Source organism: Actinoplanes rectilineatus, from assembly GCF_000962825.1.
Taxonomy (GTDB): Bacteria; Actinomycetota; Actinomycetes; order Mycobacteriales; family Micromonosporaceae; genus Actinoplanes; species Actinoplanes rectilineatus.
This window is the reverse complement of record NZ_JZKF01000046.1, coordinates 21,409-46,707: the sequence shown is the minus strand read 5'-3', so window position 1 is coordinate 46,707 and position 25,299 is coordinate 21,409. Positions and strand designations below refer to the sequence as shown.

The window sequence follows — 25,299 nt, the reverse complement described above, 5'->3', positions numbered from 1 at the left end:
TTCACGGAGTGTCAGATCGAAAGGTCTGTATGCATAGCGCGATGGAGCGGGAGTCCGATGAGAACCACGCCCTCGAAAAACCAGCTCGTCATCGTCGTCACCGGCGGTACGGGCCTCGAGCCGAGTCCGTTCGCCGCGGCGGCCGCCACCGCCGCCGGCGCCCTGGCCGTCGTGGACCTGGGCGGTGGAACGTCCTGGACCCTGCGACTGCTGAGACAGGCGGCCGCCCGGGCCACCGGCCCGATCGGCGTCCGCGTCCCGGCCGGCTGTGCCGCCACCGTCGACCAGGTGCTGACCGCGCTGGGCGGGCCCCCGGCGGCGCTCGTCCTCCCCGCCGACTCGCCCTGGCCGGTCGCCGCTCTGGCCCGCGACCACCACGTGCTGGCCGAGGTCACCGACGTCGGTGAGGCGCACGCCGCCGCCGCTGCCGGAGCCGCCGGTCTGATCGCCCGGGGCATGGAGTCCGGCGGCCGGTCCAGCGACCTGAGCACCTTCGTCCTGCTGCAGAAACTGATGGCCGCCCGCCCGATCGACGACACGGCGTCCGACGGCCCCGAGGACGGTCCGGGCACGCCACAGGGCGACAAGCAGGAGAAGGACACCGAGGACGAGCCCGAGGACGAGGCGCCGGGACGCCAGGGCCGGCCGGGGTTGCCGCCGGTCTGGGCGGCCGGCGGGATCGGCCCGCGGACGGCCGCGGCCGCGGTCACCGGCGGAGCCGCCGGTGTCCTGCTGGACAGTCAGCTGCTGCTGATGCCGGAGGCGGAACTGCCCGGCGACGCCCGAGCCCTGATCACCCGGATGGACGGCACCGAGGTCACCACCGTGGACGGGCAGCGCGTGCTGCGGACCACGGGCGGGATGATCGGAGTCGGTCAGGACGGCGCGCTCGCGGCGGCGTACACGAAAAAATGGCCGGAGATGGGCACGGCGATCCGGGCGATCCATCGCGCGATCCGCGAAGCGGTGAGCGACGAGACGGCGGCCGGTCTGCTCGCCCCGGGGAGTCCGCTCGCCCGTGACCTGGGCATCGAGCTCCCGGTGGCGCAGGGGCCGATGACCCGGGTCAGTGACGAGCCGGCCTTCGCGGCAGCCGTCGCCGAAGCCGGTGGCCTGCCGTTCCTGGCGCTGGCCCTGGCCGACGCGGCCCGCACCGAGAAGATGCTGACCGGCGCGGCCGAGGCCCTCGGCACCCGCCCCTGGGGTGTCGGCGTGCTCGGGTTCGCGCCGGAGGAGATCAAATCCGCGCAGATCGAGGTCATCCGGCGGGTTCGGCCGGCGTTCGCGATCATCGCGGGTGGCCGGCCGGCGCAGGCGAAGGCGCTTGAGGCGGAGGGCATCCGGACCTTCCTGCACGTGCCGTCGCCGGGCCTGTTGCGGCAGTTCCTGCAGGCCGGCGCGCGGCGGTTCGTCTTCGAGGGCGCCGAGTGCGGCGGTCACGTCGGTCCGCGCGCGAGCTTCCCGCTGTGGGAGGCGCAGCTCGGCGTGCTGGCGGAGCACCTGGATGGCCACCCGCGGAAAGAGGGCGAGGAGATCCAGATCTTCTTCGCCGGGGGAGTGCACGACGCCCGGTCGGCCGCGATGGTGGCGGTGCTCGCCGCGCCGCTCGCCGCCCGCGGGGTACGGATCGGCGTGCTGATGGGCACCGCCTACCTGTTCACCGAGGAGGCCGTGCGGCACGGGGCGATCCAGCCGCTGTTCCAGCGGGAGGCGGTCCGGGCTCAGGAAACCGCGCTGCTGGAGACCGCGCCCGGTCATGCCACCCGGTGCCTGAGCAGCAAGTTCGTCGACGACTTCCACGCGCTGCGGGACGGCCTGACCGACGCCGGTGTCGATCACCGGCAGGTCTGGGAGCAGCTGGAGACGCTGAACGTGGGCCGTCTGCGGGTGGCCAGCAAGGGCCTGCGCCGTCAGGGCGATCAGCTGATCACGGTGGACGAGAGCCGACAGTCCGACGAGGGACTGTTCATGGCCGGTCAGGTCGCGGTGCTCCGCGACGAGGTGACCACGATCGCGGACCTGCACGCATCGGTCACGTCGGGCGCCGTCGCGCTGCTCACCCGTCCGGCGGCCGAGGCGTCCGCCGCTGCCTCAGCCGCTGCCGCGGGCCCGCTTGACATCGCGATCATCGGAATGGCCTGCATTTTTCCGGGGTCAGGAGATTTATCGGCGTATTGGGGGACGATTCTCGACGGCGTCGACACCGTCACCGAGATCCCCACGGGACGCTGGGACATCGGGACGTACTACGCCCCCGAAGTCGGACCGGGCCAGGCCGGCCGGATCACCGTGTCGAAGTGGGGCGGCTTCATCGACCCGGTGCGCTTCGACGCCATCCGGTACGGCATCCCGCCGTCCGCCCTGGCCAGCATCGACCCCACCCAGCTGCTGGCCCTGGAGGTCGCCGCCCGGTCACTCGCCGACGCCGGATACGGGTACGAGGACCACGACCACTCCCGGACCGGCGTGGTGTTCGGCGCCGAGGCCGGCGGGGACCTGGCCGCCGCCAAGACGCTGCGGACCACCCTGCCCGGCTACCTCGGTGACCTGCCGTCCGAGATGGACGACCAGCTCCCCGCGATCACCGAGGACTCGTTCCCCGGCGTGCTGGCCAACGTGATCGCCGGCCGGGTGGCGAACCGCCTCGACCTGGGCGGCCCCAACTTCACCGTCGACGCGGCCTGCGCCTCGTCGCTGGCCGCCCTGGACGCCGCCTGCAAGGAACTCACCGCCGGCGGCAGCGACCTGGTCGTCTGCGGGGGAGCGGACCTGCACAACGGCATCAACGACTACCTGATGTTCACCTCGGCACACGCGCTCTCCCCGACCGGCCGCTGCCGGACGTTCGACAGCACCGGCGACGGGATCGCGCTCGGCGAGGGCGTCGCCACCGTGGTGCTCAAGCGTCTCGCCGACGCCGAACGCGACGGCGACCGGGTGTACGCCGTGGTCAAGGGCCTGGGCGCGGCGAGCGACGGGCGGGCGCTCGGACTGACCGCCCCGCGGGCCGAGGGGCAGCGGCGGGCGCTCGACCGGGCGTACGCCTCCGCCGGCCTCAGCCCCCGCGACGTGGGCCTGGTCGAGGCGCACGGCACCGGCACCGTGGTCGGGGACCGCACCGAGCTGGAGACGCTGACCCGGGTCTACACCGAGGCGGGCGCGGAACCCGGGTCGTGCACGCTCGGGTCGGTCAAGTCGCAGATCGGGCACACCAAGTGCGCCGCCGGACTGGCCGGTGTGATCAAGGCGGCGCTCGCCCTGCACCACGGGGTGAAGCCGCCCACCATCCACCTGACCCGCCCGAATCCGGCGTGGTCGGCGGAGACCAGCCCGTTCGCCTTCCACACCGGCGCGCGTCCGTGGACCGTGCCGGCCGGTGAACGGGTGGCCGGCGTCAGCGCGTTCGGCTTCGGCGGCACGAACTATCACGCGGTGCTGGCGGCGCATCCGGCCTCGACCGGGGTGCGGCACGCGCGTACCGCCTGGCCGGCCGAGCTGTTCTGTTTCCGGGGTGCGGACCGGACGGCCGCGTATCGCGGGGTGCGCCGGATCCTGGATCTGCTCGGGGAGCCGGGGACGACGCTGCGGGAGCTGGCCGGGACCGCGCAGGCCGGCGCCGGACCGGTCCGGATCGCGATCGTCGCCCACGACCGGGACGAGCTGACCACGCTGCTGACCCGGGCGCTGGAGGGCGAGCACGATCCGGCGCGCGGCCTGGTCCAGCCGGTGGAGTCCGGTGACGACGCCGGCCGGGTGGCGTTCCTCTTCCCGGGGCAGGGCAGTCAGCGCCCGGGTGCGCTGGCCGACCTGTTCGTCGCCTTCCCCGAGCTGCGCGACTACCTCGATCTCCGGCCGGAGTTCGCGGAGCTGCTCTTCCCTCCGGCGGCTTTCGACACCGAGACCGGCCGGGCGCAGAAGGACCGGCTGCGCGACACCCGCAACGCTCAGCCGGCGCTGGGCATCGGCGGTCTCGCCGCCGACCATCTGCTGCGCCGGGTGGGCGTACGCCCGGACATGACCGCCGGCCACAGCTACGGCGAACTGGTGGCCCTCTGCGTCTCCGGCGCGTTCGACCCGGCCACGCTGCTGGATCTGAGCCGGGAACGGGCCGCCGCGATCCTCGCCGCCGCCGGTGACGACCCGGGCACGATGGCCGCGGTCGGCGCCGCCCCGGAACGGATCACCGAGGTTCTCACGGCGGCGGGGCTGGCCGGGTCGGTCGTCCTGGCCAACCACAACGCCCCCGGCCAGGTGGTGATCTCCGGTCCGAGCGCGGCGGTCGGATCCGCCTCCGCGGCGCTCGGTGCGGCCGGGGTGACCGCGCGGCCCATCCCGGTGGCCTGCGCCTTCCACAGCCCGGTGGTCGCGGCGGCGAGCGAGACGTTCGCCGCGGTGCTCGCGACCAGGGAGATCGTCGCGCCGGCCGGTGAGGTGTGGGCCAACCGGACCGCGGACGCCTACCCGTCCGGCGCTGACGGGGTCCGCGCGGAGCTGGCCGCCCAGGTCGCCTCCCCGGTCCGCTTCGCCGACCAGATCGAGGCCATGTACGCCGCCGGCGCCCGGATCTTCGTCGAGGCCGGCCCGGGTCAGGTGCTCACCGGCCTGGTCGGGGCGGTGCTCGGTGACCGCCCGCACCTGGCCGTGCCGGTCGACGGCCGGTCCGGTGACGGCATCACCGCTTTCCTGCTCGCGCTGGCCCAACTGGCCTGCGCCGGTGTCCCGGTGGACACCGGCTGGCTCTTCCACGGCCGATCCTCGGAGGACGGCCGGGGAGACGACAAGGCGACCCGGCCGATGTGGACCGTCGACGGCCATCTCGTCCGTGACCCGGACGGATCCTGCCTTCCCGGTGGGCTCCGCCCTGCCCGGCTCATCACTCAGGAGTTGATCATGACGACCGCCCCTCAGCAGACGCAGGACGGACCGGGCGCGCTGCTCGCCGAGTACCTGCGGACCACCCGCGAGATGATCACGTCCCAGCGGGATGTGATGCTCGCCTTCCTCGGCCAGGCGCCGGCGCCGGTCTATCAGTCGGCCCCGGTCATCCAGCAGCCGGTCGTTCAGCAACCGGTCCAGCAACCGGTCCAGCAGCCGGCCCTCCAGCAGCCGGTCTACGAACAGCCGGTCTACGCACAGCCGGTCTACGAACAGCCCTCCCTCGAGACCCCTGTGCCGGAGAGATCCGGCGGATTCGACGTTCACGGCACCGTCCTCGCGGTGATCAGCGACCGCACCGGATACCCGGTCGAGCTGATCGAACTGGACCTCGACCTGGAAGCCGACCTGAGCGTCGACTCGATCAAGCGGGCCGAGGTGGCCGGCGAGGTGGCCGTCCGGCTCGGTTTGACCGGCGACGGCGGCGAGACCGACCTGGAGGACCTGATCCGGGCCCGGACCGTGCGGGCCATGGCCGACTGGCTGACCGACCGGATCAGCACCCCCGCTGCCGGTGCCGCCGCCGTGGGGGCGCCGGATTTTACTGAGCCCGCGCCGGAGGCCGGCGCGGGTGACGAGTCCCGGCTGGGCAAGGCGCCCCAGCGACTGGTGCCGGTCTGGCATCCGGCCGGCACCACCGGCGCTCCCGCCGACCTGACCGGGACCACGTTCCTGGTGACCGGCGGGACCGGGGCACTCGCCCCGCTGACCCAGGCGCTGGCCGACGCGGGCGCCACCGGTTCCACCGCCACGTTCGACGACGACCCGGGCGACGCCGACGGCGTCATCCTGCTTGACGGGCTGCTGACCACCGGCACCCCGATGCTCCCGGACGCCTTCCCCCTGCTGCGGGCGGCACTGACCAGCGGGAAGGTCCGGTGGCTGATCGCCGCCGGCCGCCCCGGGGAGCGCACCGACGGACTCCGCGGCCTGTTCCGCACGATCGCCCGCGAGTACCCGGGGGTAGTGGCCCGGTACGTCGAGGCCGATCCGGAGATCACCGACGAGGCGCTCGCCCCGCTCCTGATGACCGAGCTGGGCGAATCCGTCCCGGCGCCGATCGTCCTGCACTCCCCGGACGGCCGGTTCCGTGACGACCTCGCGGCCCGCGGCCTCGGCGTGCTCGCCGACGGCGGCGCCGGGCCGGTCGGCGACGGCACCGCCGAGGCCCGCGCGATCGGCCTCGAACCGGACTCGGTGATCGTGCTGTTCGGCGGCGCCCGCGGGATCACCCCGTGGTTCGCCCGGCTGCTGGCCTCGTCGGCCCGTTGCCGGATCGAGCTGGCCGGGCGGACCCCGCTCCCGGAGTCGTCGGCCGACCCGGACTTCCCGCCCGGAATGGACAGAGCGGCGCTGCGAGGCGCCCTGGCCCGGCGGGGGATGCGCTCGCCGGCCGAGATCGAGCGGACCGCGAGCGCGATCCTGGCCGCCCGCGAGGTCGAGACGACCATGGCCGAGTTGCGCGACCTCGGCGCCGAGGTCCGCTACCACGCGGTCGACGTCCGGGACGCGTCCGCGACCCGGGACCTGATCAAGAAGATCCACGACGAGCACGGCCGGATCGACGGTGTCGTCCACGCGGCCGGGATCATCGAGGACAAGCTGATCGCGGACAAGGCTCCGGAGTCGTTCGCCCGGGTCTACGGCGTCAAGGTGGACGGCGCCGTGAACGTGCTGGACGCGATGCACGCGCTGGACGCGCCGGCCCGGTTCGTGGTGCTCTTCGGCAGCATCGCGGCCGCGTACGGGAACCGCGGCCAGAGCGACTACGCGGCGGCCAACGACGCGCTGGACTCGCTCGGCGCCCGCTGGTCCGGACGGACCGGTCAACGGTTGCTCACCGTCCACTGGGGTCCGTGGGCACCCGGTTCCGGACACGGCGGGATGGTGACCCCGGAGCTCACCCAGGAGTACGCCCGCCGCGGCATCGACCTGATCGACCCCGAGGAGGGCGCGCTCGCCCTGATGCGCGAGCTCGCCTTCGGCACCGACGGTTCGGTCGTCTACACCGCCTCGGGCTGGTGAGCGCCGTGCAACCGACCGCGATCGTCGGGATGGCCGCGATCCTGCCCGGCGCCGGCGACCTGGGCACCTACTGGCGCAACCTGACCGAGGGCCGGGACGCGATCACCGAGGTCCCGGCGGCACGCTGGGGCGGACCGTACTACGACCCGCCGAACGCCGACCGTCCCGACCGGCTCTACTGCAACCGGGGCGGGGTCGTCGACGAGTTCGCCACGTTCCAGCCGCTGCGCTACGGGATCATGCCGAACTCGGTCGACGACATCGAGCCCGACCAGCTGCTCATGCTGGACGTGGCGACCGCGGCGATCGAGGACGCCGGAGGCGGTGAGCGGATGCCCACCGGCGACCGGATCGGTGTGATCGTCGGCAGGGGCGGCACGCTCAGCCCGGGGCAGGCCCGGCACGCCCAACGAGTGCGGCTGCCCACCCAGATGGTGCAGATCCTGCGCGAACTGATCCCCGGCCTCACCGACGACCAGGTCGCCGCGGTGCGCCGCCGCTTCGACGAGCAGCTCGGCCCGTGCCAGCCGGAGAACCTGATCGGTCTGGTGCCCAACCTGGCCGCGTCCCGGGTGGCGAACCGGCTCAACCTGCGCGGCCCGGCGTACACGGTGGACGCCGCCTGCGCGTCGTCGCTGCTCGCCGTGGACCAGGGGATCGCCGAGCTGGCCGCGGGCAAGCTCGACGTGGTGCTCGCCGGTGGTGTGCACCACGTGCACGACATCAGCTTCTGGTCGGTGTTCTCGCAGCTCGGGGCGCTGTCCCGGCAGGGCCGGATCCGGCCGTTCGACGCGGCCGCCGACGGTCTGCTGATCGGTGAGGGCACCGGCATGGTGGTGCTCAAACGACTGGCCGACGCCGAACGCGACGGCGACCGGATCTACGCGGTGATCCGCGGGACCGGTGTCTCCAGCGACGGCCGGTCGGCGAGCATGTTCAACCCGGCCACCTCCGGCCAGGTGCTCGCGATCGAACGGGCCTGGGCGGCGGCCGGTCTGGACCCCACCGCCCCGGACGCGATCGGCCTGCTCGAGGCACACGGCACGGCCACCCCGACCGGGGACGCGGCCGAGCTGACCACGCTGGCCACCGTCTTCGGACCGCATCGGGGCGGCTCCCGGGCGGTGGTCGGCTCGGTGAAGTCGATGATCGGGCACGCCATGCCGGCCGCCGGGATCGCCGGCCTGATCAAGGCGGCGCTCGCCGTGCACCACGGGGTGCTGCTCCCGACGCTGCACGTGGACAACCCGCGCCGGGAGCTCGCCGACACCCGCTTCGCGACCATCGACAAGGCCCGGACCTGGGACGGTCCACGACGGGCCGGGGTGAACGCGTTCGGCTTCGGTGGCATCAACGCGCACGTGATCCTCGAACAGTGGACGCCACCGGCCCGGTCGGCGGTGGTCAGCGAACCGGAACGGATCCTGCGGGCGGCCGCCGCGAACCCCGCCGAGCTGGCGGACCGGGTCGCCGCCGGACGTGCGGGTGGCGACGGTCCCTGCCGGGTCGCGGTGGCGAACCCGACCGGACAGCGACTGGCCCTGGCCGGGCGCCTGGTCCGCAAGGGGGAGCCGTGGCGTGGCGGGCGCGACATCTGGTTCGCCCCGCGACCGCTGCTGACCGGCGGCGGCCGGGTGCTCTTCGTCTATCCGGGTGTCGAGGCCGAGTTCGCGCCGCGGACCGCCGACCTCGCGGCCCGGTTCGGACTACCCGACCGGGAGTGGTCCTCGGCGGACCTCGGCCGGCACGGCACCGGACTGGTCGAGGCCGGCGTGCTGCTCACCGCCGCGTTGCGGCAGATCAGAATCAGACCTGACGGGTACGCCGGACACAGCCTCGGCGAATGGACGGCGGCCCGGGTCAGCGGCCTGATGAGCGCCCGCGGTGTGGACGAGTTCCTGCACGCCTTCGACGCGCAGTCGGTCGAGGTCGCCGGGCACGCGTTCGCCGCCGTGGGCGCGGGCGCCGCCGACATCGCGCCGGTGCTGGCGGACTATCCGGGCGTGGTGCTGTCCCACGACAACGCGCCCGGCCAGGTGGTGGTCAACGGGCCGAGCGGCATGGTCGACCGGCTCGTCGAGGACCTGCGCGACCGTCGGATCATGTGCCAGGCGCTGCCGTTCCGGTCGGCCTTCCACACGCCGGCGTTCGAGCCGGGTCTGCGCGCGATCGGCGAGGCCCTCGGCCGCTTCGAGATCACCGAACCGGACGCGCCGGTCTGGTCGGCCACCCTGACCGCGCCGTTCCCGGCCGCCGATCCGGCCCGGGTCGGCGAGACCTTCATCCGTCACATGATCACTCCGGTCCGTTTCCGGGAGACGATCGCGGCCGCGTACGACGCCGGGTTCCGGGTGTTCCTCCAGGTCGGCGCGGGTCAGCTGGCCTCGCTGATCAGCGACAACCTGGCCGGTCGCGACCACCTGGCGATGCCGGTGAACGTGACCCGCCGTTCCGGCCTGGACCAGTTGCGCCGGGTGGCGGCGGCCCTCTGGGTGGAGGGCGCCGATCCCGACTTCGGCCCGCTCGAGAGCGGCCCCGCGCGGTCCGTGGACGGTGCCCGGGTGGCGATGCCGAAGGCCGGGACCGGCCCGGCGGTCCGGCTCGACCTGGGCGGTCCGCAACTCTCCCTGGGTACGGACGCCGCCCAGGTCCTGAACATCTCCCGCACAGCCCGCCCGCGACCGCATCCGACCACTGCGCCGGCTCCACCGGTTTCCCGGCCGCGACCGCATCCGCCCATGCCCCCGGCGCCGCCGGCCAAGGCTCTGCCGCCGCCGGTCTCGAAGGCGCCGGTCTCGAAAGAGCCGGTCTCGAAAGAGCCGGCCCCAGTGGCGGCCACCGACACGATGCTCGGTGCGTTGCGCCAGCTCGCGGGGCATTCCAGTGCCGCGGCCGAGCTGGCCGCGCTCCTCCAGGAGACGGCCACCGACGCGGTCACCATGATCTCCGCGGCGAAGAACCCGCCCGCGAACCCGCCCGCAAGAACGGTCGCAAGACCGGCCGCAAGCTCGCCCGCAAGCCCGCTCGCAAGACCGGCCGCAACACCGCCCGCGAACCCTGCCCGCCCGGCCTCGTCGTCCGAACGGCGATCGGTGCTGACGGTCTCCATGCAGGCCATGCCCTATCTGAAGGACCACTGCTTCTACGCCCTCCCCGACGACTGGCCGGAACCCGAGGACCGCTGGCCGGTCGTCCCGGCCACCACGGTCGCCCAGCACATGCTCGACGCCGCCGCGGCAGCCGCCCCCGGCATGCGCGCGGTCGCCATCCGGGACGCCCGCTTCAACCGGTGGCTGATCGCCGCGCCCGCCCAGGACGTCGAGATCACCGTCCGGCCGTCCGGGCGCAACGAGGTCGATGTGGTCTTCGGCGCGTACGCCCGGTCCACCGTGGAACTGGCCCCGGACTATCCGGCGCCGAGCACCGCCGTCTGGCGCCACGATCCGGCCTCCGAACGGCCCGCCACGATCAGCGCCGAGCGGATGTACGCCGAACGCCTGATGTTCCACGGCCCGCTGTTCCAGGCGGTCACCGCCGTGCACGCGTTCGGCGACCGGCACGTCCGTGGCCAGGTCACCGCCACCGCGGTGCCCGGCGCGGTGCTCGACAACGCGCTCCAGCTGATCGGGAACTGGATCATCAGTACCCAGCCGAACCGGACGGTCGCCCTGCCGGTCCGGCTGGGCCGGGTCAGCTTCGCCGGGCCGCTCCCGCCGCCGGGCACCGTCCTGGACGTGGTGGCCCGGATCCGGGTCTGCGACCACGACCAGATCGTCGGCGACGCCCAGCTGTCGTCCGGTGGCCGGGTCTGGGCGGTCATCGAGGGTGTGGTGGACCGCCGGTTCGACAGTCACCCGACGGCCCGGATCGCCGAGCGTTTCCCGCAGCGGCACGCCATGTCGCAGCCGCAGCCGGAGGGCTGGACGCTCGCCTACGAGTACTGGACCGACCTGGTCACACGGGGCATGGCGGCCCGCGGCATCCTCGGCGCCGACGGCGGACGCGAGTACGAGGGCAAACCCCCGGCGACCCGCAAACAGTGGCTGCTCGGACGGATCGCGGTGAAGGACGCGGTGCGGTTCCGGCAGTGGGAGGCCGGGCACACCGACGTGTACCCGATCGAGCTGACCGTCACCAACGAACCGAACGGGCGGCCGCGTGTCGCCGTACGCGAGAATCGGGGTCTGCGCCCGTGTGACGTCTCGCTGGCGCACTGCGCGGATCTGGGTGTGGCGATCGCCCGCCCCTACGGTCCCGGCGACGACCCGGACGGTCCCGGCGTCGGCATCGACGCCGCCGAGATCAATCCGGTCGACGATAGCACCATCCGCCTGGCCTGCGGTGACGCCGAGATCGCCCTGCTCGGGCGGCTCTCCGCGGACGGCGGCCGGGATCTCTGGTTCACCCGGTTCTGGGCGGCGAAGGAGGCCGCGGCCAAGGCCGAGGGCACCGGGCTGGGCGGCCGTCCCCGGGACTTCGCCGTCACCGGATCCGGTGTGGACGGCCTGACCGTGCGGGTCGGCGGCCGCACGTACACCGTCGCCCACCGTGAGGTGGGCAACCCGCCGGATCTGCCCCCGCGCCGCTACACCGTCGCCTGGACCTGGGGTCCGGAGCCGTCATGAGGAGACCTGTCATGCCCGTCGACACCGCATCGGTCACCGCCGAGGTGACCCGGATCCTGCACACCGTGCTCGGCGACCTCGAGCCGGACACCCCGATCACCCCGGCCAGCACGTTCCGCGACGACCTCGGCATGGAGAGCATCGACGTCGTCGCGCTCGCCGGCCGGCTGCAGGCCCGCTACACCGAGGTGAACTTCGCCCGGTTCGTCGCGACCCTCGACGTCGCCTCGGTCGGCGAGCTGCGGGTCGGCCAGCTCGTGGACCACATCGTCGGGGCGAGCCGGTGAGCTTCGTCGAGGCCAACGGCATCCGGCTGCACGTCCAGGAGCTGACCCCACCCGGCGTGCTGTCGCCGCCCACCGCGGTCCTGCTGCACGGTCTGGCCGCCGACACCATGGCCAGCTGGTACTTCACCCTGGCGAACCCGCTCGTCGAACAGGGCTTCCGGGTTCTGCTCCAGGATCTGCGTGGTCACGGCCGCAGCGAACATCCACCCGCGGGGTACGCGCTGACCGACTTCGTCGACGACCTGGAGGCGTTGCTGGCCCCCGAGCCGGAGCCGGTCCTGCTGTTCGGCAACTCGTTCGGCGGCACCGTGGCGTTCGGCTACGCGGCCCGCCACCCGGAGCGGGTGTCCGGGATCGTCGCCGTCGAGTCGAGCCCGCCGACGGTGGACTGGTTCGACCGGATGCGCCGGCGTCTGCGCGTCCGGCAGCCGGCCCTGGTCGCCACCGGGCTGCGCACCGAACTGCCGGAGAGCACGCTGCCCGAGCCGTCCTCGCTGTCCGCGATCGCCTGCCCGGTGCTCTGCCTGTACGGCGGACGGTCCCCGGTGCACGACATGGCCGGGGAGGCGCGGCTGCTGCTGCCCCGGGTGCGGACCCGGGTGTTCCCCGGTGAACGGCACACCCTGCTGGTGGACCGGCCGGACGACGTACGGGCCGCGGTGACCGACTGGCTGCGCACCGAATTCCATGGAGGACAGTGATGGAGCGATCGATCATCATCAGTAACGGCCGATGCGGCTCCACGCTGCTGTCGGACCTGGTGCACGAGGAGCCGGACACCCTCTCCGCCCAGGAGTTCTTCATGTCCATGCCGTGGCGCGACAGCACCGCGGAGATGTCCGGCCAGGAGTACTGGGAGCTGCTCGCCAGCCCGCGCGCCGACGTGGCCACCCTGTTCCGGATCGGTCTCGCCCCCAAGGAGGTCCGGCACTACCCGCCGACCGGCCGGTGGGTGTCCGACGGCCAGGACATGCCACGGATCCTCGGCATCACCCTGGCCAAGCTGACCGGCGACCCGGACGCGCTCTACGACCGGCTGGCCGCCCGGGTGCCGGACTTCCCGCGGCAGAGCCTCGCCCGCCAGCACGCCCTCTTCCTGGACCTGCTCGCCGGCCTGCTCGGCCGGCGGCGCTGGGTGGAACGGTCCGGCGGGTCCAGCCAGATCGCCAAGGTGCTGCTGGACAGCTACCCGGAGGCGCGGATCGTCTACCTGACCCGCAACTGGGTGGACACCGCGAAGTCGATGAGCCGGCACTCGTCGTTCCAGATGGTGCAGCTGCGGGTCGAAGCCCTCAACCGGTACGGGATCGACCCGTTCCAGGTGCGGCCCGGCGACGAGGTGCCGGCCGAGATGCTGCCCTACATGCCGGAGCGGATCACCGCCGAACGGCTGCGCGAACGCGGCACCGACCCCGGACGGTACGTGCACCTCTGCGCGTTCATGAGCGGCCAGGCCGAGCAGGCGCTCGCCGACACGCCGCCCGCGATGCTGCACACCCTCGCCTACGAGGACCTCCTCCTCGACCCGGTGGCACGGCTCACCGAGGTCGGCGAGTTCCTGCTCTTCGACGACCCGGCCGGATGGGCCGACCGGGTCTCCGCCCGTGTGAAGCGAATGGAGACAGCTCGGTGAAACTGATGGCGCTGGCCGCCGGCGTGGTTCTCGCCGTGGCCTCGGCCGCGGCGCCCGCGTATGCGCAGTCCGCGGAGCCGGGATACGACATGAAGCTGCTCGCCAAGGCGAAGGCCGACGAGTGCTTCAACGGCGTCGGCGTGGTCTATCCGGCCGGGCCGCCCTGCGCCGAGGGACAGGCCAAGGTCAACCAGGCGTACGTCTGGGGCCTGACCAAGACCGGCGACGACGTCTGGTTCGGCACCGGCGCGAACGTGCACTGCCTGACCACCGGAGCCACCATCGGCGTGATCGTGCCGGTCGTCAACGAGGACTGGGTCTGCGAGTACGGCGAGAGCCAGATCGTGAAGAACGACCCGGAGATCCCGGTGACCGTCGGCGACATGCGCGCCCCGCAGGTCTGGCTCTACAACGCGAAGACGAAGAAGTCGGTGAACAAGTCGTCGGAGATCACCCGCGCCTCGGCCGACGACGCGTACCGGCTGGCACACACCATCGGGCTGCGCGCCGCCGGCAACTTCAAGGACGTGGTGCTGCTCGGCGGCCCCACCACCGACCAGCGGCTCAACATGTTCGCGTTCGACGCGAAGACCAAACGGTTCCTCGGCTCGCACACCTACGACGAGTACGGCAACATCCGAACCTTCCTGCAGCACGGCAAGGCGCTGTACCTGGGCGTGGGCATCGGCCGCAACGGCGCGCTGGGCGGGGCGGTGGTCCGCTGGACCGGATCGAAGTCGTCGCCGTTCGACTTCGTCTCGGTCGGTGACCTGCCCGTGCAGGCCGCCGACCTGTCCGTGCACGACGGGCGGATCGCCGCCACCAGCTGGCCGGCCGACGGCTCCGGCACGTCGACCGCCAAGATGGCCGGCGTCTGGATCAGCCCGCCGCTCGCCGACGGCGCACCCGGCCTGAACCCGGAGGACGCGGCCGGCTGGGCGCAGGTGTGGAACGTCGGCGCGTACGAGCCGGACCGGATCACCGCGGCCACCTACGGGCTCGGCGGTGTCGCCTCGTACGGCGGATGGTTGTACTGGGGCACCATGCACGTCCCGACCAAGGCCACGAAGGTGCACCAGAAGCTGTTCCCGCAGCCCACCGAGGAGGCGAAGAAGCTCCAGGTGCGGTACACCCAGCGGGCGATCTCGATCTTCCGGGGGCGCAACCTGGGCACCGCCGAGCAGGAGGTGCAACTGCTGTACGGCGCCACCCAGCTGCCCGTCTACAACACGACGGCCGGCACCTGGTCGGCCGGTTCCACCAACTACACCCCGGTGTACGGGACGTCCGGCTTCGGTCACGCGTTCAACAACTACACGTGGCGGATGGCGGTCACCGACGGCAGACTCTTCGTCGGCACGATGGACTGGAGTTACCTGGTGCACAACCTGGTCCCGGACGGCACCACCGGGCCCGACCCGGCCGAGTTCGGCGGTGACCTGTGGATGTTCCCCGCACCGGACCAGCCCGCCACCGCCATCGACACCAACGGGCTGGGCAACTACCTCAACTACGGCATCCGCAACATGATCGTCGACGGTGACGGACTCTTCATCGGGATGGCCAACCCGATGAACCTGCGCGCCGACCCCACCGACGACATGCCCGAAGGCGGCTGGGAGCTGCTCTCCCTCAAGAAGAAGAAGCGCTGACCCCGGTGTGTTGATTTCGGGCGCCCAGGGCGCCCGAAATCAACACACGCTTCTGGCTGTGTTGATTTGGGGCGCGCTACGCGCCCCAAATCAACACACGGGTTAGAGCATTGCGGCAAGGGCGGGCTTCACGCCCCACTGGGTGGTCAGCGCGTCGTACTCGGCGCGCTGATCCTCGGTGGGGGCGGCGTCCGTCCGCCGCGCCCGCAGCATCAGGTTCCGTGGGGTGTGCGCCGAGTCGATGAACTCCACCACGTCCACCCGGTAGCCGTTCAGCCGCAGCAGGCCGGCCCGCAGCGAATCGGTCAGCACGTCGGCGAACCGTTCCCGCAGGATGGCGTGCCGGGTCACCTCCGCGTACGGCGACGGCGCCGGGTTGCCCTTGAGCTGCGCGGCGATGTCGTGGTGGCAGCACGGCGCGGCCAGTACCCAGCGGGACTCCCAGCGCACCGCGCGGGCCAGGGCCTGATCGGTGGCGGTGTCGCAGGCGTGCAGGGCGAGCACGAGATCCGGCGTGAACGGGAGCTCCGCGTCCTCGATCGTGCCCGCCACGAAGGTCACGTCGGCGGAGCATCCGAGCCTGGTCGCGACGTCGCTGTTGCGTACCCGCTGATCCTCACGGACATCGACCCCCACGACCTGGACCTGCGCGCCCCGGCCGGCCAGATAGCGGTACGCGGCGAAGGTCAGATAGGCGTTGCCGCACCCCAGATCGACGACGCGCAGCGGCGTCGGCAACTCCTCGGGCAGCGTCGCGGCCAGCGCCCGCAGGAACGCGTCGATCTGCCGGCGCTTCGCCGCGTTGCCACCGATCACCTCGAACAGCGGATCACCCGGGTCGAGCAGCCACTGCTTCGCCCGGTCGTGCTCCTGCGGCGTCGCCGGCGCGACCGCGCCCGCCCGGTGCACCTGGGCGTCACCCTTCTTGGTGACACGCACCTGGACGGTCGCCGACTCGGTCTCCACGTGCCAGTTGCCGAACGGTTCGGCCAGCAGCGCGTCGACCGCCTCGGCGGCCTCGTCGCCGGGCGCGACGTTACGGGTGAACGGGCGGGCACCGTCGTCGGTGACGATCTGGAGTTTCCGCCCGTGCTTGAGGGTGACCGGGCGCACCTGGGCCCGGACGACCGACGGCGCCGACCCGCGGCGACGGCCGGCCGCCACGGCCCGGGTGAGACCCGGCGCGAGCAGCAACTCGCGGACCTCGGCCAATACTTGATCGAGCGGTTCTGGCATGACGACCATTCTGCCCGGGACGTTCGGAGCACCCACGGGGCTGTGCATCGGGGGTATTTTGTTCGGCGGACCGGAGGTGAAACCTTGTCGTTGACGGCAGACCCGTCGCAGACGCGTCAGCTCTCCTGGCGGCTGCGCGAACGCACCCAGCTGGAGTCGCGGCGCAGCGCGTTCGTCGATCTGCTGGCCGCTGGTGCCCTGCCGATGGCCGCCTACGCCGAGTTGGCCGCGCAGCACTGGTTCATCTACGAGACGCTTGAGCCGGCCGCGTCCGCGATGGCCGACGACCCGGTGGCCGGCCGGTTCGTCTTCCCGGAATTGGTCCGGCTCCCGGCCCTCGAAGCCGACCTGCGGTTTCTGTACGGTCCGCGCTGGCAGAGCCGGATCACGGCGCTGCCGGCCACGACGACGTACTGCACCCGGATCCGGTCGGCGGCCTTCGACCGGGCCAGCGGGTTCGTGGCGCATCACTGCACGCGGTACCTCGGCGACCTGTCCGGCGGGCAGTGGCTCGGCCAGGCGGTGGTGCAGGCGTACGGGTTCCGCGGGGAGGGCCATCGGTTCTTCGTCTTCGACGGCGTGGATCCGGGGATGTTCCGGGCGCACTATCGCGACCGGCTCAACGCGGCACCGTGGTCACACGCCGAGCAGGACGCCTTCATCGACGAGGTGTCGGCGGCCTACCGGCTGAACGTCGACGTGCTGGACGAACTGGGCCGGATCTGGTCCTGAGAGGGCACGGTCGACGTGCCCTCTCGACCTCGATCAGGCCTCGGTGGCGCCGGCCTCGGCGGTGTCGGCCGCCTCGGCGGTGCTGCGGGTGCGGCGGCGACGGCGCGGCGCGGGGCTCTCGCCCTCGGCGGGCGTGCCGGCGACGGCTTCGACGACCTTCTCCGCTGCCTCGACGACCTTCTCGGCGGCCTTGGCGGCGGTCCTGCGAGCGGCCCGGGCGGGCTTCTCCGCCTTCTCCACGACGGTCCCGGCGGCCTTCTCGACCTTCTCCGTGACGGTCGCGGGGGCCTTCTCCGCCTTCTCCGTGACGGTCGCGGGGGCGTTCTCCGCCTTCTCCGTGATCGTCTCGGTGGCCTTCTCGGCCGGCGCCGGAGCGGTGTCGCCGCCCTCGGTCACGTCGGAGAACAGCATGGTGGTCGCGGCCGACCGGCGACGCCGGGTCCGGGTCCGCGGCGCGGCCGTCTCCGTCGCGGCGGCGGCCGTGCCGGTCGCACCGGCGGGTGCCCCGGCCGTGTCGGTCGCACCGGTGGGTGCCTCGGCCGGCGGGGTCACCGCCGGAGTCTCCGGGGCGGTGGCGGGCGTGGCCGCGGGCGTACCCGTGACGGCGGCCTCGTCCTCGACCACCCGGCGCCGGCGACGCTGGCGCTTGGGACGGTCGGAGGTCTCCACCTCGGCGGCCGGGGTCTCGGCCGGCGCGGAGCCGGCCCGCGGCGGCCGTCCGCCGGAACGGGTCCGGCTGTTGCGCCCACCGTCGCGGCGCCGGCCGACGGTGCCCAGGTCCTCCTCGACCTCGGCGGACAGCCCGGCACGACTGCGCTCGGCGGTCGGCAGGGTGCCCGAGATGTCGGTGGGGATGTCCAGGTCGGCGTAGAGCGCGGCGCTGGTGTGGTACGTCTCCGGCGGCTCGGGCATGCTCAGCCCGAGCGACTTGTCGATGAGCACCCAGCGCGGCATGTCCTCCCAGTCGACGAAGGTGACCGCGACACCCGTGGCGCCCGCGCGGCCGGTCCGGCCGATGCGGTGGGTGTAGGTCTCCGGGTCTTCCGGGCAGTCGTAGTTGATCACGTGGGTGACACCGGACACATCCAGGCCACGGGCCGCGACGTCGGTGGCGACCAGCACGTCGATCTTGCCGCTGCGGAACGCCCGCAGCGCACGCTCCCGTGCGCCCTGGCCCAGGTCACCGTGCACCGCCGCGACCGCGAAACCGCGGAAGTCGAGGTCCTCGGCGACCCGGTCGGCGGCCCGCTTGGTCCGCGTGAAGATCATCGTGAGGCTGCGACCGTGGGCCTGAAGGATCCGGGCCACCATCTCCAGCTTGTTCAGCGGGTGGGTGCGGTAGACGACCTGCTTGGTCAGCGGGGAGGCGGCGCTCTCCGTGGTGTGACCGGCGTGGATGGTCATCGGGTTGCGCAGGAACCGGCGGGACAGCGCCACGATCGGGTCCGGCATGGTCGCCGAGAACAGCATCGTCTGACGCTGCGCGGGGAGCATCGCCAGGATCTTCTCGACGTCCTCCAGGAAGCCCAGGTCGAGCATCCGGTCGGCCTCGTCGAGCACCAGGGCCCGCACGGATCCGAGCTTCAACTGCTTCTGCTTGGCCAGGTCGAGCAGGCGGCCGGGGGTGCCGACCAGGATCTCGACACCCTTCTTGAGGGTGTCGACCTGCGGCTCGTAGGCCACACCGCCGTAGATCGCCAGCACCCGCACGCCGCGGGTGCTGCCCGCGGCGGCCAGGTCACGGGCCACCTGGATGCCCAGCTCACGGGTCGGCACGACGATCAGGGCCTGCGGCTGGCCGTCGGCGCCCTCGGACGGGGCGAGGACGCGCTCGAGCAGGGGCAGACCGAAGCCGAGGGTCTTGCCGGTGCCGGTCGGCGCCTGACCGATCAGGTCGGTGCCGCGCAGGGCGATGGGAAGGGTGTACTCCTGGATGGCGAACGCGTGGGTGATGCCGGCCTGGGCCAGGGCTTCCACGGTCTCGGCCCGGACGCCGAGATCGGCGAACGTCGGGCTGTCCGGACGAACCGGAGCACGGCTGGTCACGGGAACTAGAGCTTGCTCATTGTCGGTCATGAAGTTTTACGGGTGCCCTCTCGTGGTGCGCCCGTCGGTGTCTCTGGGGCGCGGTCTGTGTAGGGCGCGGGCCACACGCCAGAAGCGGGCCGCACGCGCGGTCGCCGTGTGGTGAAAACCCCAGCTCGGTCGATTTGACAGATCGACGAGAACGGCGACAGCGCCAGTCTACCCGACCAGGAGGCAGACGCACCGGAGAGCAAAGTTACGGGAGGGAACCCTGGGACCAGGGTGCCCTCCCGGCAACTGTGTTTTTCGCCCTCAGCGGGTCGTGAACCCGAAGGGGCGGTGTGTCGCCTCGGCGATCTCCACATACGCCAGCTTGGCGACCGGGATGATCACCTTGCGGCCCTTTTCATCCGTGAGCGACAGGATGCCGTCCTTGGCCAGCGCCTCGGAAACAGCCTGCTCGACCTCCGCCGGGGTCTGAGCGCTCTCCAGCACCAGCTCACGCGGCGTCTGCTGCACGCCGATCTTGACCTCCACGGGGCCCTCCTCTGTCAACCGTCTACCGATCGAAAGGCTATCCGATTTCCGGCGGCGTACCGGCCGTTGAACCGCCCTGGAGCGGGAAGCTGGCGATCCCACGCCAGATCAGAGCGGCGACGAGGGCCTCGGCTTCAGCTTTGGGCGTACGCCGGCCGTTCGCCAACCAGAACTGGGCGGCCTGTCCGGCGGCCCCGGCGAGCCCGGAGGCGAGCAGCTCGGCCTGGTCCTGACGCAGCCCGGTGTCCGAGATGATGGTGTCCGTCACCGCGGCGATGCAGCCCTGCTCGACCCGCTCGACCCGCTGGCGCACCTGCGGGTCGTTGCGCAGGTCCGACTCGAAGACGAGACGGAACGCCTCGCTCTCGTGGTCCATGAAGTCGAAATACGCCCGGACGGCGCCCTTCACCCGCTCCTTGTTGTCCGGAGTGGCCAGCATCGCACCCCGCACCTTGGCGATTATCGCGTCGCAGTGCGTGTCCAGCAGCGCCAGGTAGAGCTCGAGCTTGCCGGGGAAGTGCTGATAGAGGACGGGCTTCGAGACGCCCGCCTTCTCAGCGATGTCGTCCATCGCCGCGGCGTGGTAGCCGTGGGCGACGAAGACCTGCTGCGCGGCGGCCAGAAGCTGCTTGCGGCGGGCCGAACGTGGCAGACGGGTGGGGCGGGTGGGCGGTGCCCCGCTGGACGCAGCGGTCATTTCTTTCGAACCTCCAGGGGGTCGGGTCCCCGCGGTTTGTCGTATCGGACTGCCCGGATCGGCGCTTGTCGCGGTCGTGCGGGCAATTGTCGCGACGCTGCAACTTATCGCCACTGCAACCACACGGTAGCCTCAGCGGGGGCGAGCGAGGAGCACGCGGTGGATGAAACAGGGCATTCCGGAGACGCCGGAGCCGCAGTGGGTGGCAACGGTGCCGACTCGCGTGACCGCACACGGGTGAACGGCTGGGCCAACGCCGACGGACCGTGGACGAACGCGGGCACGGCGGCGGAGCAGGAGGCGGACGTGCCGACATGGCGGCGTTCGTCGGACACGCGTGGCTTCGGCCGGCAGCAGTTCCCACCCGAACGCACCTATGGCTCGGCGCCCGCGTCCGGCATCCCGGCACCGTCCGGCTACCCGGAAAATTCTCCCGAGATTCCCCCTTCCGGGACGGGAGCACCGGGGGAGCAGACCTGGCAGACCCCGAACGGGGCGACTCCGGGCGAGCAGACCTGGCAGACCCCCGGCGCTGCCGGCGAGCAGACCTGGCAGGGGACGTCCGAACGCGGCCGTCTCGCCGACATCCTCGGCCGGCGGCGCGCTCCCGGACCCGACGGCCCGGGACACGGCCCCGCCCCGACGTCCGGCGCCGGCGCACGCGGCTTCGACGCGCCCTCACCGAGCAGCGCCCCGCCGTACCCGTACGAGGGCGACCTGGACGACTCCTACCGCGGGCCGTCCCCGGCGGCGCAGCGCGCCTCGGTGCCGATGGCGCGCCCGCCGATGCCGGCCGGCCGTCCCGGCTGGGCGCAGCCCGAGGAGAACGACACGGACCGTCCGGAACGCTCCCGGCACGCCCTGGTCAGCGACACCCTCTCGCAGGGTCTCCGGGTGGACAGCGCCCTGGTCGGCGACAAACTGCCGACCGACGAGGAGACCGGCGCGGTCCGGTCGGCGTACGACTCGCCCGGTTTCGGCCGCCGGTCGTTCGAGCCGGCCCCGACCTCGTTCCCCGGATTCGCCGGTGAGCCCGAGGCACCCGCCTCGCCCGCCTCCCCGCTTTCCGCGGGATCCCCGCTTTCCGCGGGATCCGCCGCCGATGCGGAGGCCGAGGCCAACGGCGCTCTCCCGCAGCGCGTCCCGGGCCAGCTCGAGATGCCCGGCGTTCCCGAGGCGCCCGCCGGGGAACCCTCGGCCGAGGTGCCCGCCCTGGCCCGCATCGCGACGCACCTGCGCCGCGGCGACGTGCTGCCGGTGCAGGAACGCCAGGAGGGCTTCGACGTCCAGGACATCCTGGCCGCGGTCCGCGAGGTCGACGGGGTCCGCGACGCCGCGCTGCGGACCACCCCGGCCGGCGCGCACAGCCTGCGCCTGGACCTCTCCGACGGCGCCGACCCGGCCGAGGTGAGCCGCCAGGTGGCCCGCCTGCTCCAGGACCGGATGGGCCTGGACGCCAACCTGCCCGGCGACGGCCTGGCCGCCGCCCTGGCCCGCAACGCCCCGTCCCGGCCGGCGCCCGGTCCCGGCCCGGCCCCGTTCGTGCCCGGTCAGATCAATCGCGCCTCGGCGTCCGCGCCGGTGTCCGCGATGCCGTCCGCACCCGCCTCGGCGCCGCCGCAGCCGATGCTCCCACCGCAACCGCCGGCCCCGGTGGCGCCCGCCTCGGCACCCCCGGCCGCGCCCTCGCGTCCGGCGCCGTTGTCGTCGGCTCCGGTGTCACCCGCGGCGGCCCGGGTCACGGACCGTCCGTCGGCGTCCCGAGCCGCCGACCTCGCCGCGTCGTCCCTCACCGGGTCGTCGCGGGCCACCGACCGTGCCGCGACTGCCCGTGCCGGTGATCGTGGCGCGGGGTCCAGGCCCACCGACCTCGCCGCTGCGGCCGTGCCGTTCGACGGCAGCAAGGCCCGGCCGCTGGATCCGGGCGACCACCCCGGCCCCCGCGTCGTGATCGAGAACGTGCACGTCAACACGTTCGGGGCGGACGCCACCGTCGAGGTGCGCCTGCAGGCCGGCGGACGGACCGCGGCCGGCGTGGCCACCGGCCCCGCGGTCGACGGCTACCTCCTGCGCCTGTGCGCCACCGCCACCGCCGGCGCGGTCGACGACCTGCTCTCCACCTCCCGGCACACCGACGGGCCGGCCCGCTGTTTCGTCGAGCACGCCGCCCAGGTGTCGTTCGGGTCGATGCAGGTCGCCGTCGTGGTGCTGCTGCTCTCGTCGGCCGGCGGGTGGGTCGAGCAACTGGCCGGCTCGGCCGTGGTGACCGGTGACGATCGGCATGCGATGGTTCGCGCCACATTGGCCGCCGTCAACCGCCGACTAGAGGCACTCTTGGCGTGATGAGAGGCGCGGTGCTTGCCGACGACAGCGTGCTGTCGCCGGAAGAGGGAGAGGCACCGCCGCCGTGGCCCGCACGCCGGGTCACGGTCGGCGGCGCGATGCTGCACGTCCGCGACACTCCGGCCGTCGCGCCGGGGGCCGAGCCCGCGGTCTACGTGCACGGGCTGGGCGGCTCGTCCCAGAACTTCACCGACCTCGCCGCGCTGCTCGCCGGCCGGCTCGACGGTCAGGCCGTCGACCTGCCCGGCTTCGGGTACAGCGACGCCATCCCGCGATACTCGATTCCGGCGTTCGCCGCGATCCTCATCGAATACCTCGAGCAGGACGGCCGCGGGCCGGTCCACCTGATCGGCAATTCGCTCGGCGGTTCGATCTCGGTGCGGGTGGCGGCGTTACGGCCGGACCTCGTGCGTACCCTCACGTTGGTCTCGCCGGCGATGCCGTTCCTGGATCCGCGCCGCACCGCGCAGGGCCCGGTCCTGCCGTTGCTCGCGGTGCCCGGCGCGGAACGCCTGATGGCCTGGGCGCTGACCCGGCTCACCGCCGAGCAGATGGCCGAACAGGTGCTCGCCGCCTGTTTCGGTGACACCAGCAAGGTGCATCCGCAACGCCGGGCCGAGGCGATGGAGGAGATCCAGCTCCGGTACACCGTCGCCCACTACCCGAAGGCCTACCTCGGCACGCTGCGCGGCCTGGTCAGCAGTTTCCTGCGGGCCTATCTGCCCGGGGTGAACTCGCAGTGGCGGCTCGCCTCGCGGGTGGAGGTGCCGACCCTGGTGATCGGCGGTCTCAACGACAGGCTGGTCGATCCCCGGGTGCCTGCGCAGGTGGCCCGGACGGTGCAGGACGGCCGTCTGCTCATCCTGCCGGGCGTCGGTCACGTCGCCCAGATGGAGGTCCCGCGGCTGGTCGCCCGGGCGGTCGTCGGCATGCTCGACGACGTGCGCGCCACCGCGGCCTGAGATATGTGCTGCTCAGCACAACTTTGTCCTTAAGGTCTGTCTCGGGTGGGAACGCGGGGCCGGGTGTGCCAGGCTGCAACGCGATGATCGCCCGTCTCGCCACCCTGTTCCGCCGCGCCACCGAAGTCGGCCTTCCCCGGATGGTCGCCCGCGCCACCAGGTTCGACCTCTCTCAGGTGGTCGCCGCCGAAGCTCTGACAGCCGAGGAGAGAACACGTAAGTCTTGGCTGGTGATAGTCGCGTCCCTGCTGATGGTGCTCGTCGCCGGACTGCTCGGTGACCGGATCGCCGCGGACGTACCGCAGGTCCCGGTGGCGGCGGACACCTCACCCGTCCCGGCGGTCTCGCCGGTGCCGACCGAGACCATGGCGGTGCCGTCGGAGACCTCCGCCTCGGCTTCGCCCTCGGCCACGACCTTCCCGGCGCCCGGTGTGCTGCGTCTGTCCGGCAAGGTGCCCACCAGGGGTTCCGGCGAGTTCTCGTACGCGAACCTGCGCAGTCCCGTGCTCGGCACCAAGGGGAGCCTGCTCCGCTTCCGGGTGGCGGTGGAGAAGGGCAGCGGCGAGGACGTGTCCGCCTTCGGCGAGCAGGTCCGCGCGATCCTCGGTGACGACCGCAGCTGGATCGGCGACGGCAGACTGCGGCTGCAGATGGTGACCGGCACCGAGAAGGCGGACTTCACGGTGTACCTGGCCACCCGGCAGACGGCGGGCGCCATGTGCCTGCGCGGTGGCACCAACATCCGGATCGACGGGGTGCCGTACACGTCCTGCCGTACGACCGGCAAAGCGATCATCAATCTGGACCGCTGGCGGCTGTCCTCAACCCCGTACCTGTCGGCGAAGATCGACTTGGCCCAGTACCGCCAGTACGTGATCAACCACGAGGTGGGCCACGAACTGGGGCATCGCCACGAGGGTTGCCCGAAGGCCGGCGGTCCCGCGCCGGTGATGGTGCAGCAGACGCTGACGTTGCGCGGCTGCCTGCCGTACTCCTGGCCGCGCCGCAACGACCGGTCGTTCTCCGGTCCGCGCCTCTGATCCGCGGCTGTTCCTGCCGGCCGGTGTGATCCGGCCTCGTGGGCCCGTGGCCCGGCCGGGTCGCCGCGGTGTGCGGGGAGTTCGGGGTGGGGCTGGAGGGGCCACGACCGGATTCCGGTGCGGAAATCCGAAACTCCTGTGACAAGCGGCGAGTCGTGGCAGGCTATCGCTTGCTATGGCAAACGCGACAAATAGCCCCGCTGGTCCGGATGATTCCATCCTCGACCGGCGTGCGCTCGCCGAACGTTCCCGCGTCGAAGCCGCCCTGCTGGCCGGATTGTCTCCGACCGCGGCCGCACGCGTGACCGGCGTCGACAGTGAGGCTGACGTCGCGGCCCAGACCGACGCACGCGGGACGCGAGTACGCGGCACGGAAGCAGGTGAACGGTTGAGCCGGGACGGAACGCCATCGTTCACGCGAGGCAGCGGAGAACCGCCGGTGCGGTCCCGTACACGAACGGTCCCCGCGACGGCGACGGGAAGAACCATGGTCACGGCCTCCACCGAACCGCCCCGCCGCACGAGCACCTCCCCGGCCGCCCCGGATTCGTCCCGCCCGGCCGCCCCGGA

General features: G+C 72.6%; 14 protein-coding genes. 10 read left to right on the top strand and 4 right to left on the bottom strand.

The annotated features are described in order from the left end of the window. The first annotated feature begins 57 nt into the window (after window positions 1-57). Genes WH85_RS29245 through WH85_RS29220 form a run of 6 tightly spaced genes read left to right on the top strand, consistent with a single transcriptional unit; the run spans window position 58 to window position 15,157 of the window. Window positions 58-6,960, top strand: coding sequence for a type I polyketide synthase (locus WH85_RS29245; protein WP_045745243.1), 6,903 nt, complete (start codon window positions 58-60; stop codon window positions 6,958-6,960). After that, complete coding sequence (locus WH85_RS53825) at window positions 6,957-11,585, top strand: type I polyketide synthase (protein ID WP_157411272.1); 4,629 nt, start codon at window positions 6,957-6,959, stop codon at window positions 11,583-11,585. Before WH85_RS29245 ends, WH85_RS53825 begins: the two co-directional genes overlap by 4 nt. An 11-nt stretch (window positions 11,586-11,596) precedes the next feature. Further along, window positions 11,597-11,872 carry an acyl carrier protein gene (locus WH85_RS29235; RefSeq protein WP_211275478.1) on the top strand — a complete coding sequence of 92 codons (276 nt, stop codon included), beginning with the start codon at window positions 11,597-11,599 and terminating at the stop codon, window positions 11,870-11,872. After that, a complete protein-coding gene (locus WH85_RS29230; protein WP_045745241.1) occupies window positions 11,869-12,573 on the top strand; it encodes an alpha/beta fold hydrolase in 705 nt (234 codons plus the stop codon). Before WH85_RS29235 ends, WH85_RS29230 begins: the two co-directional genes overlap by 4 nt. Continuing rightward, window positions 12,573-13,505, top strand: coding sequence for a sulfotransferase (locus WH85_RS29225; protein WP_045745272.1), 933 nt, complete (start codon window positions 12,573-12,575; stop codon window positions 13,503-13,505). Before WH85_RS29230 ends, WH85_RS29225 begins: the two co-directional genes overlap by 1 nt. Window positions 13,506-13,510: 5 nt before the next feature. After that, window positions 13,511-15,157, top strand: coding sequence for a hypothetical protein (locus WH85_RS29220; RefSeq protein WP_045745271.1), 1,647 nt, complete (start codon window positions 13,511-13,513; stop codon window positions 15,155-15,157). A 102-nt stretch (window positions 15,158-15,259) separates the two neighbouring features. Here WH85_RS29220 and WH85_RS29215 read toward each other — a convergent pair whose 3' ends face one another. After that, the gene (locus WH85_RS29215; RefSeq protein ID WP_045745270.1) at window positions 15,260-16,393 is read right to left on the bottom strand and encodes a class I SAM-dependent methyltransferase; all 1,134 of its coding nucleotides are present in this window, start codon (window positions 16,391-16,393) and stop codon (window positions 15,260-15,262) included. Between the two features lie 84 nt (window positions 16,394-16,477). Here WH85_RS29215 and WH85_RS29210 point away from each other — a divergent pair, with 84 nt between their 5' ends. Next, window positions 16,478-17,125 carry a biliverdin-producing heme oxygenase gene (locus WH85_RS29210; protein WP_045745240.1) on the top strand — a complete coding sequence of 216 codons (648 nt, stop codon included), beginning with the start codon at window positions 16,478-16,480 and terminating at the stop codon, window positions 17,123-17,125. A gap of 33 nt (window positions 17,126-17,158) precedes the next feature. Here WH85_RS29210 and WH85_RS29205 read toward each other — a convergent pair whose 3' ends face one another. The 3 genes from WH85_RS29205 to WH85_RS29195 form a co-directional block, all read right to left on the bottom strand. Beyond that, window positions 17,159-19,201, bottom strand: a complete 2,043-nt coding sequence (locus WH85_RS29205) for a DEAD/DEAH box helicase (RefSeq protein ID WP_045745239.1) — start codon at window positions 19,199-19,201, stop codon at window positions 17,159-17,161. A gap of 261 nt (window positions 19,202-19,462) precedes the next feature. Continuing rightward, window positions 19,463-19,687 carry a DUF3107 domain-containing protein gene (locus WH85_RS29200; RefSeq protein ID WP_045745238.1) on the bottom strand — a complete coding sequence of 75 codons (225 nt, stop codon included), beginning with the start codon at window positions 19,685-19,687 and terminating at the stop codon, window positions 19,463-19,465. A 37-nt stretch (window positions 19,688-19,724) separates the two neighbouring features. Next, complete coding sequence (locus WH85_RS29195; protein WP_045745237.1) at window positions 19,725-20,384, bottom strand: TetR/AcrR family transcriptional regulator; 660 nt, start codon at window positions 20,382-20,384, stop codon at window positions 19,725-19,727. Between the two features lie 237 nt (window positions 20,385-20,621). Here WH85_RS29195 and WH85_RS29190 point away from each other — a divergent pair, with 237 nt between their 5' ends. The 3 genes from WH85_RS29190 to WH85_RS29180 all read left to right on the top strand — a co-directional run bounded on the left by WH85_RS29190 (window position 20,622) and on the right by WH85_RS29180 (window position 24,729). Beyond that, window positions 20,622-22,727, top strand: a complete 2,106-nt coding sequence (locus tag WH85_RS29190; protein WP_245674138.1) for a Daple — start codon at window positions 20,622-20,624, stop codon at window positions 22,725-22,727. Beyond that, window positions 22,727-23,689: an alpha/beta hydrolase gene (locus tag WH85_RS29185; RefSeq protein ID WP_045745235.1), complete on the top strand. Its 963-nt coding sequence runs from the start codon at window positions 22,727-22,729 to the stop codon at window positions 23,687-23,689. The genes WH85_RS29190 and WH85_RS29185 overlap by 1 nt, the downstream gene beginning before the upstream one ends. Before the next feature lie 83 nt (window positions 23,690-23,772). Next, the gene (locus WH85_RS29180; RefSeq protein ID WP_245674137.1) at window positions 23,773-24,729 is read left to right on the top strand and encodes a DUF3152 domain-containing protein; all 957 of its coding nucleotides are present in this window, start codon (window positions 23,773-23,775) and stop codon (window positions 24,727-24,729) included. Window positions 24,730-25,299 lie beyond the last annotated feature (570 nt).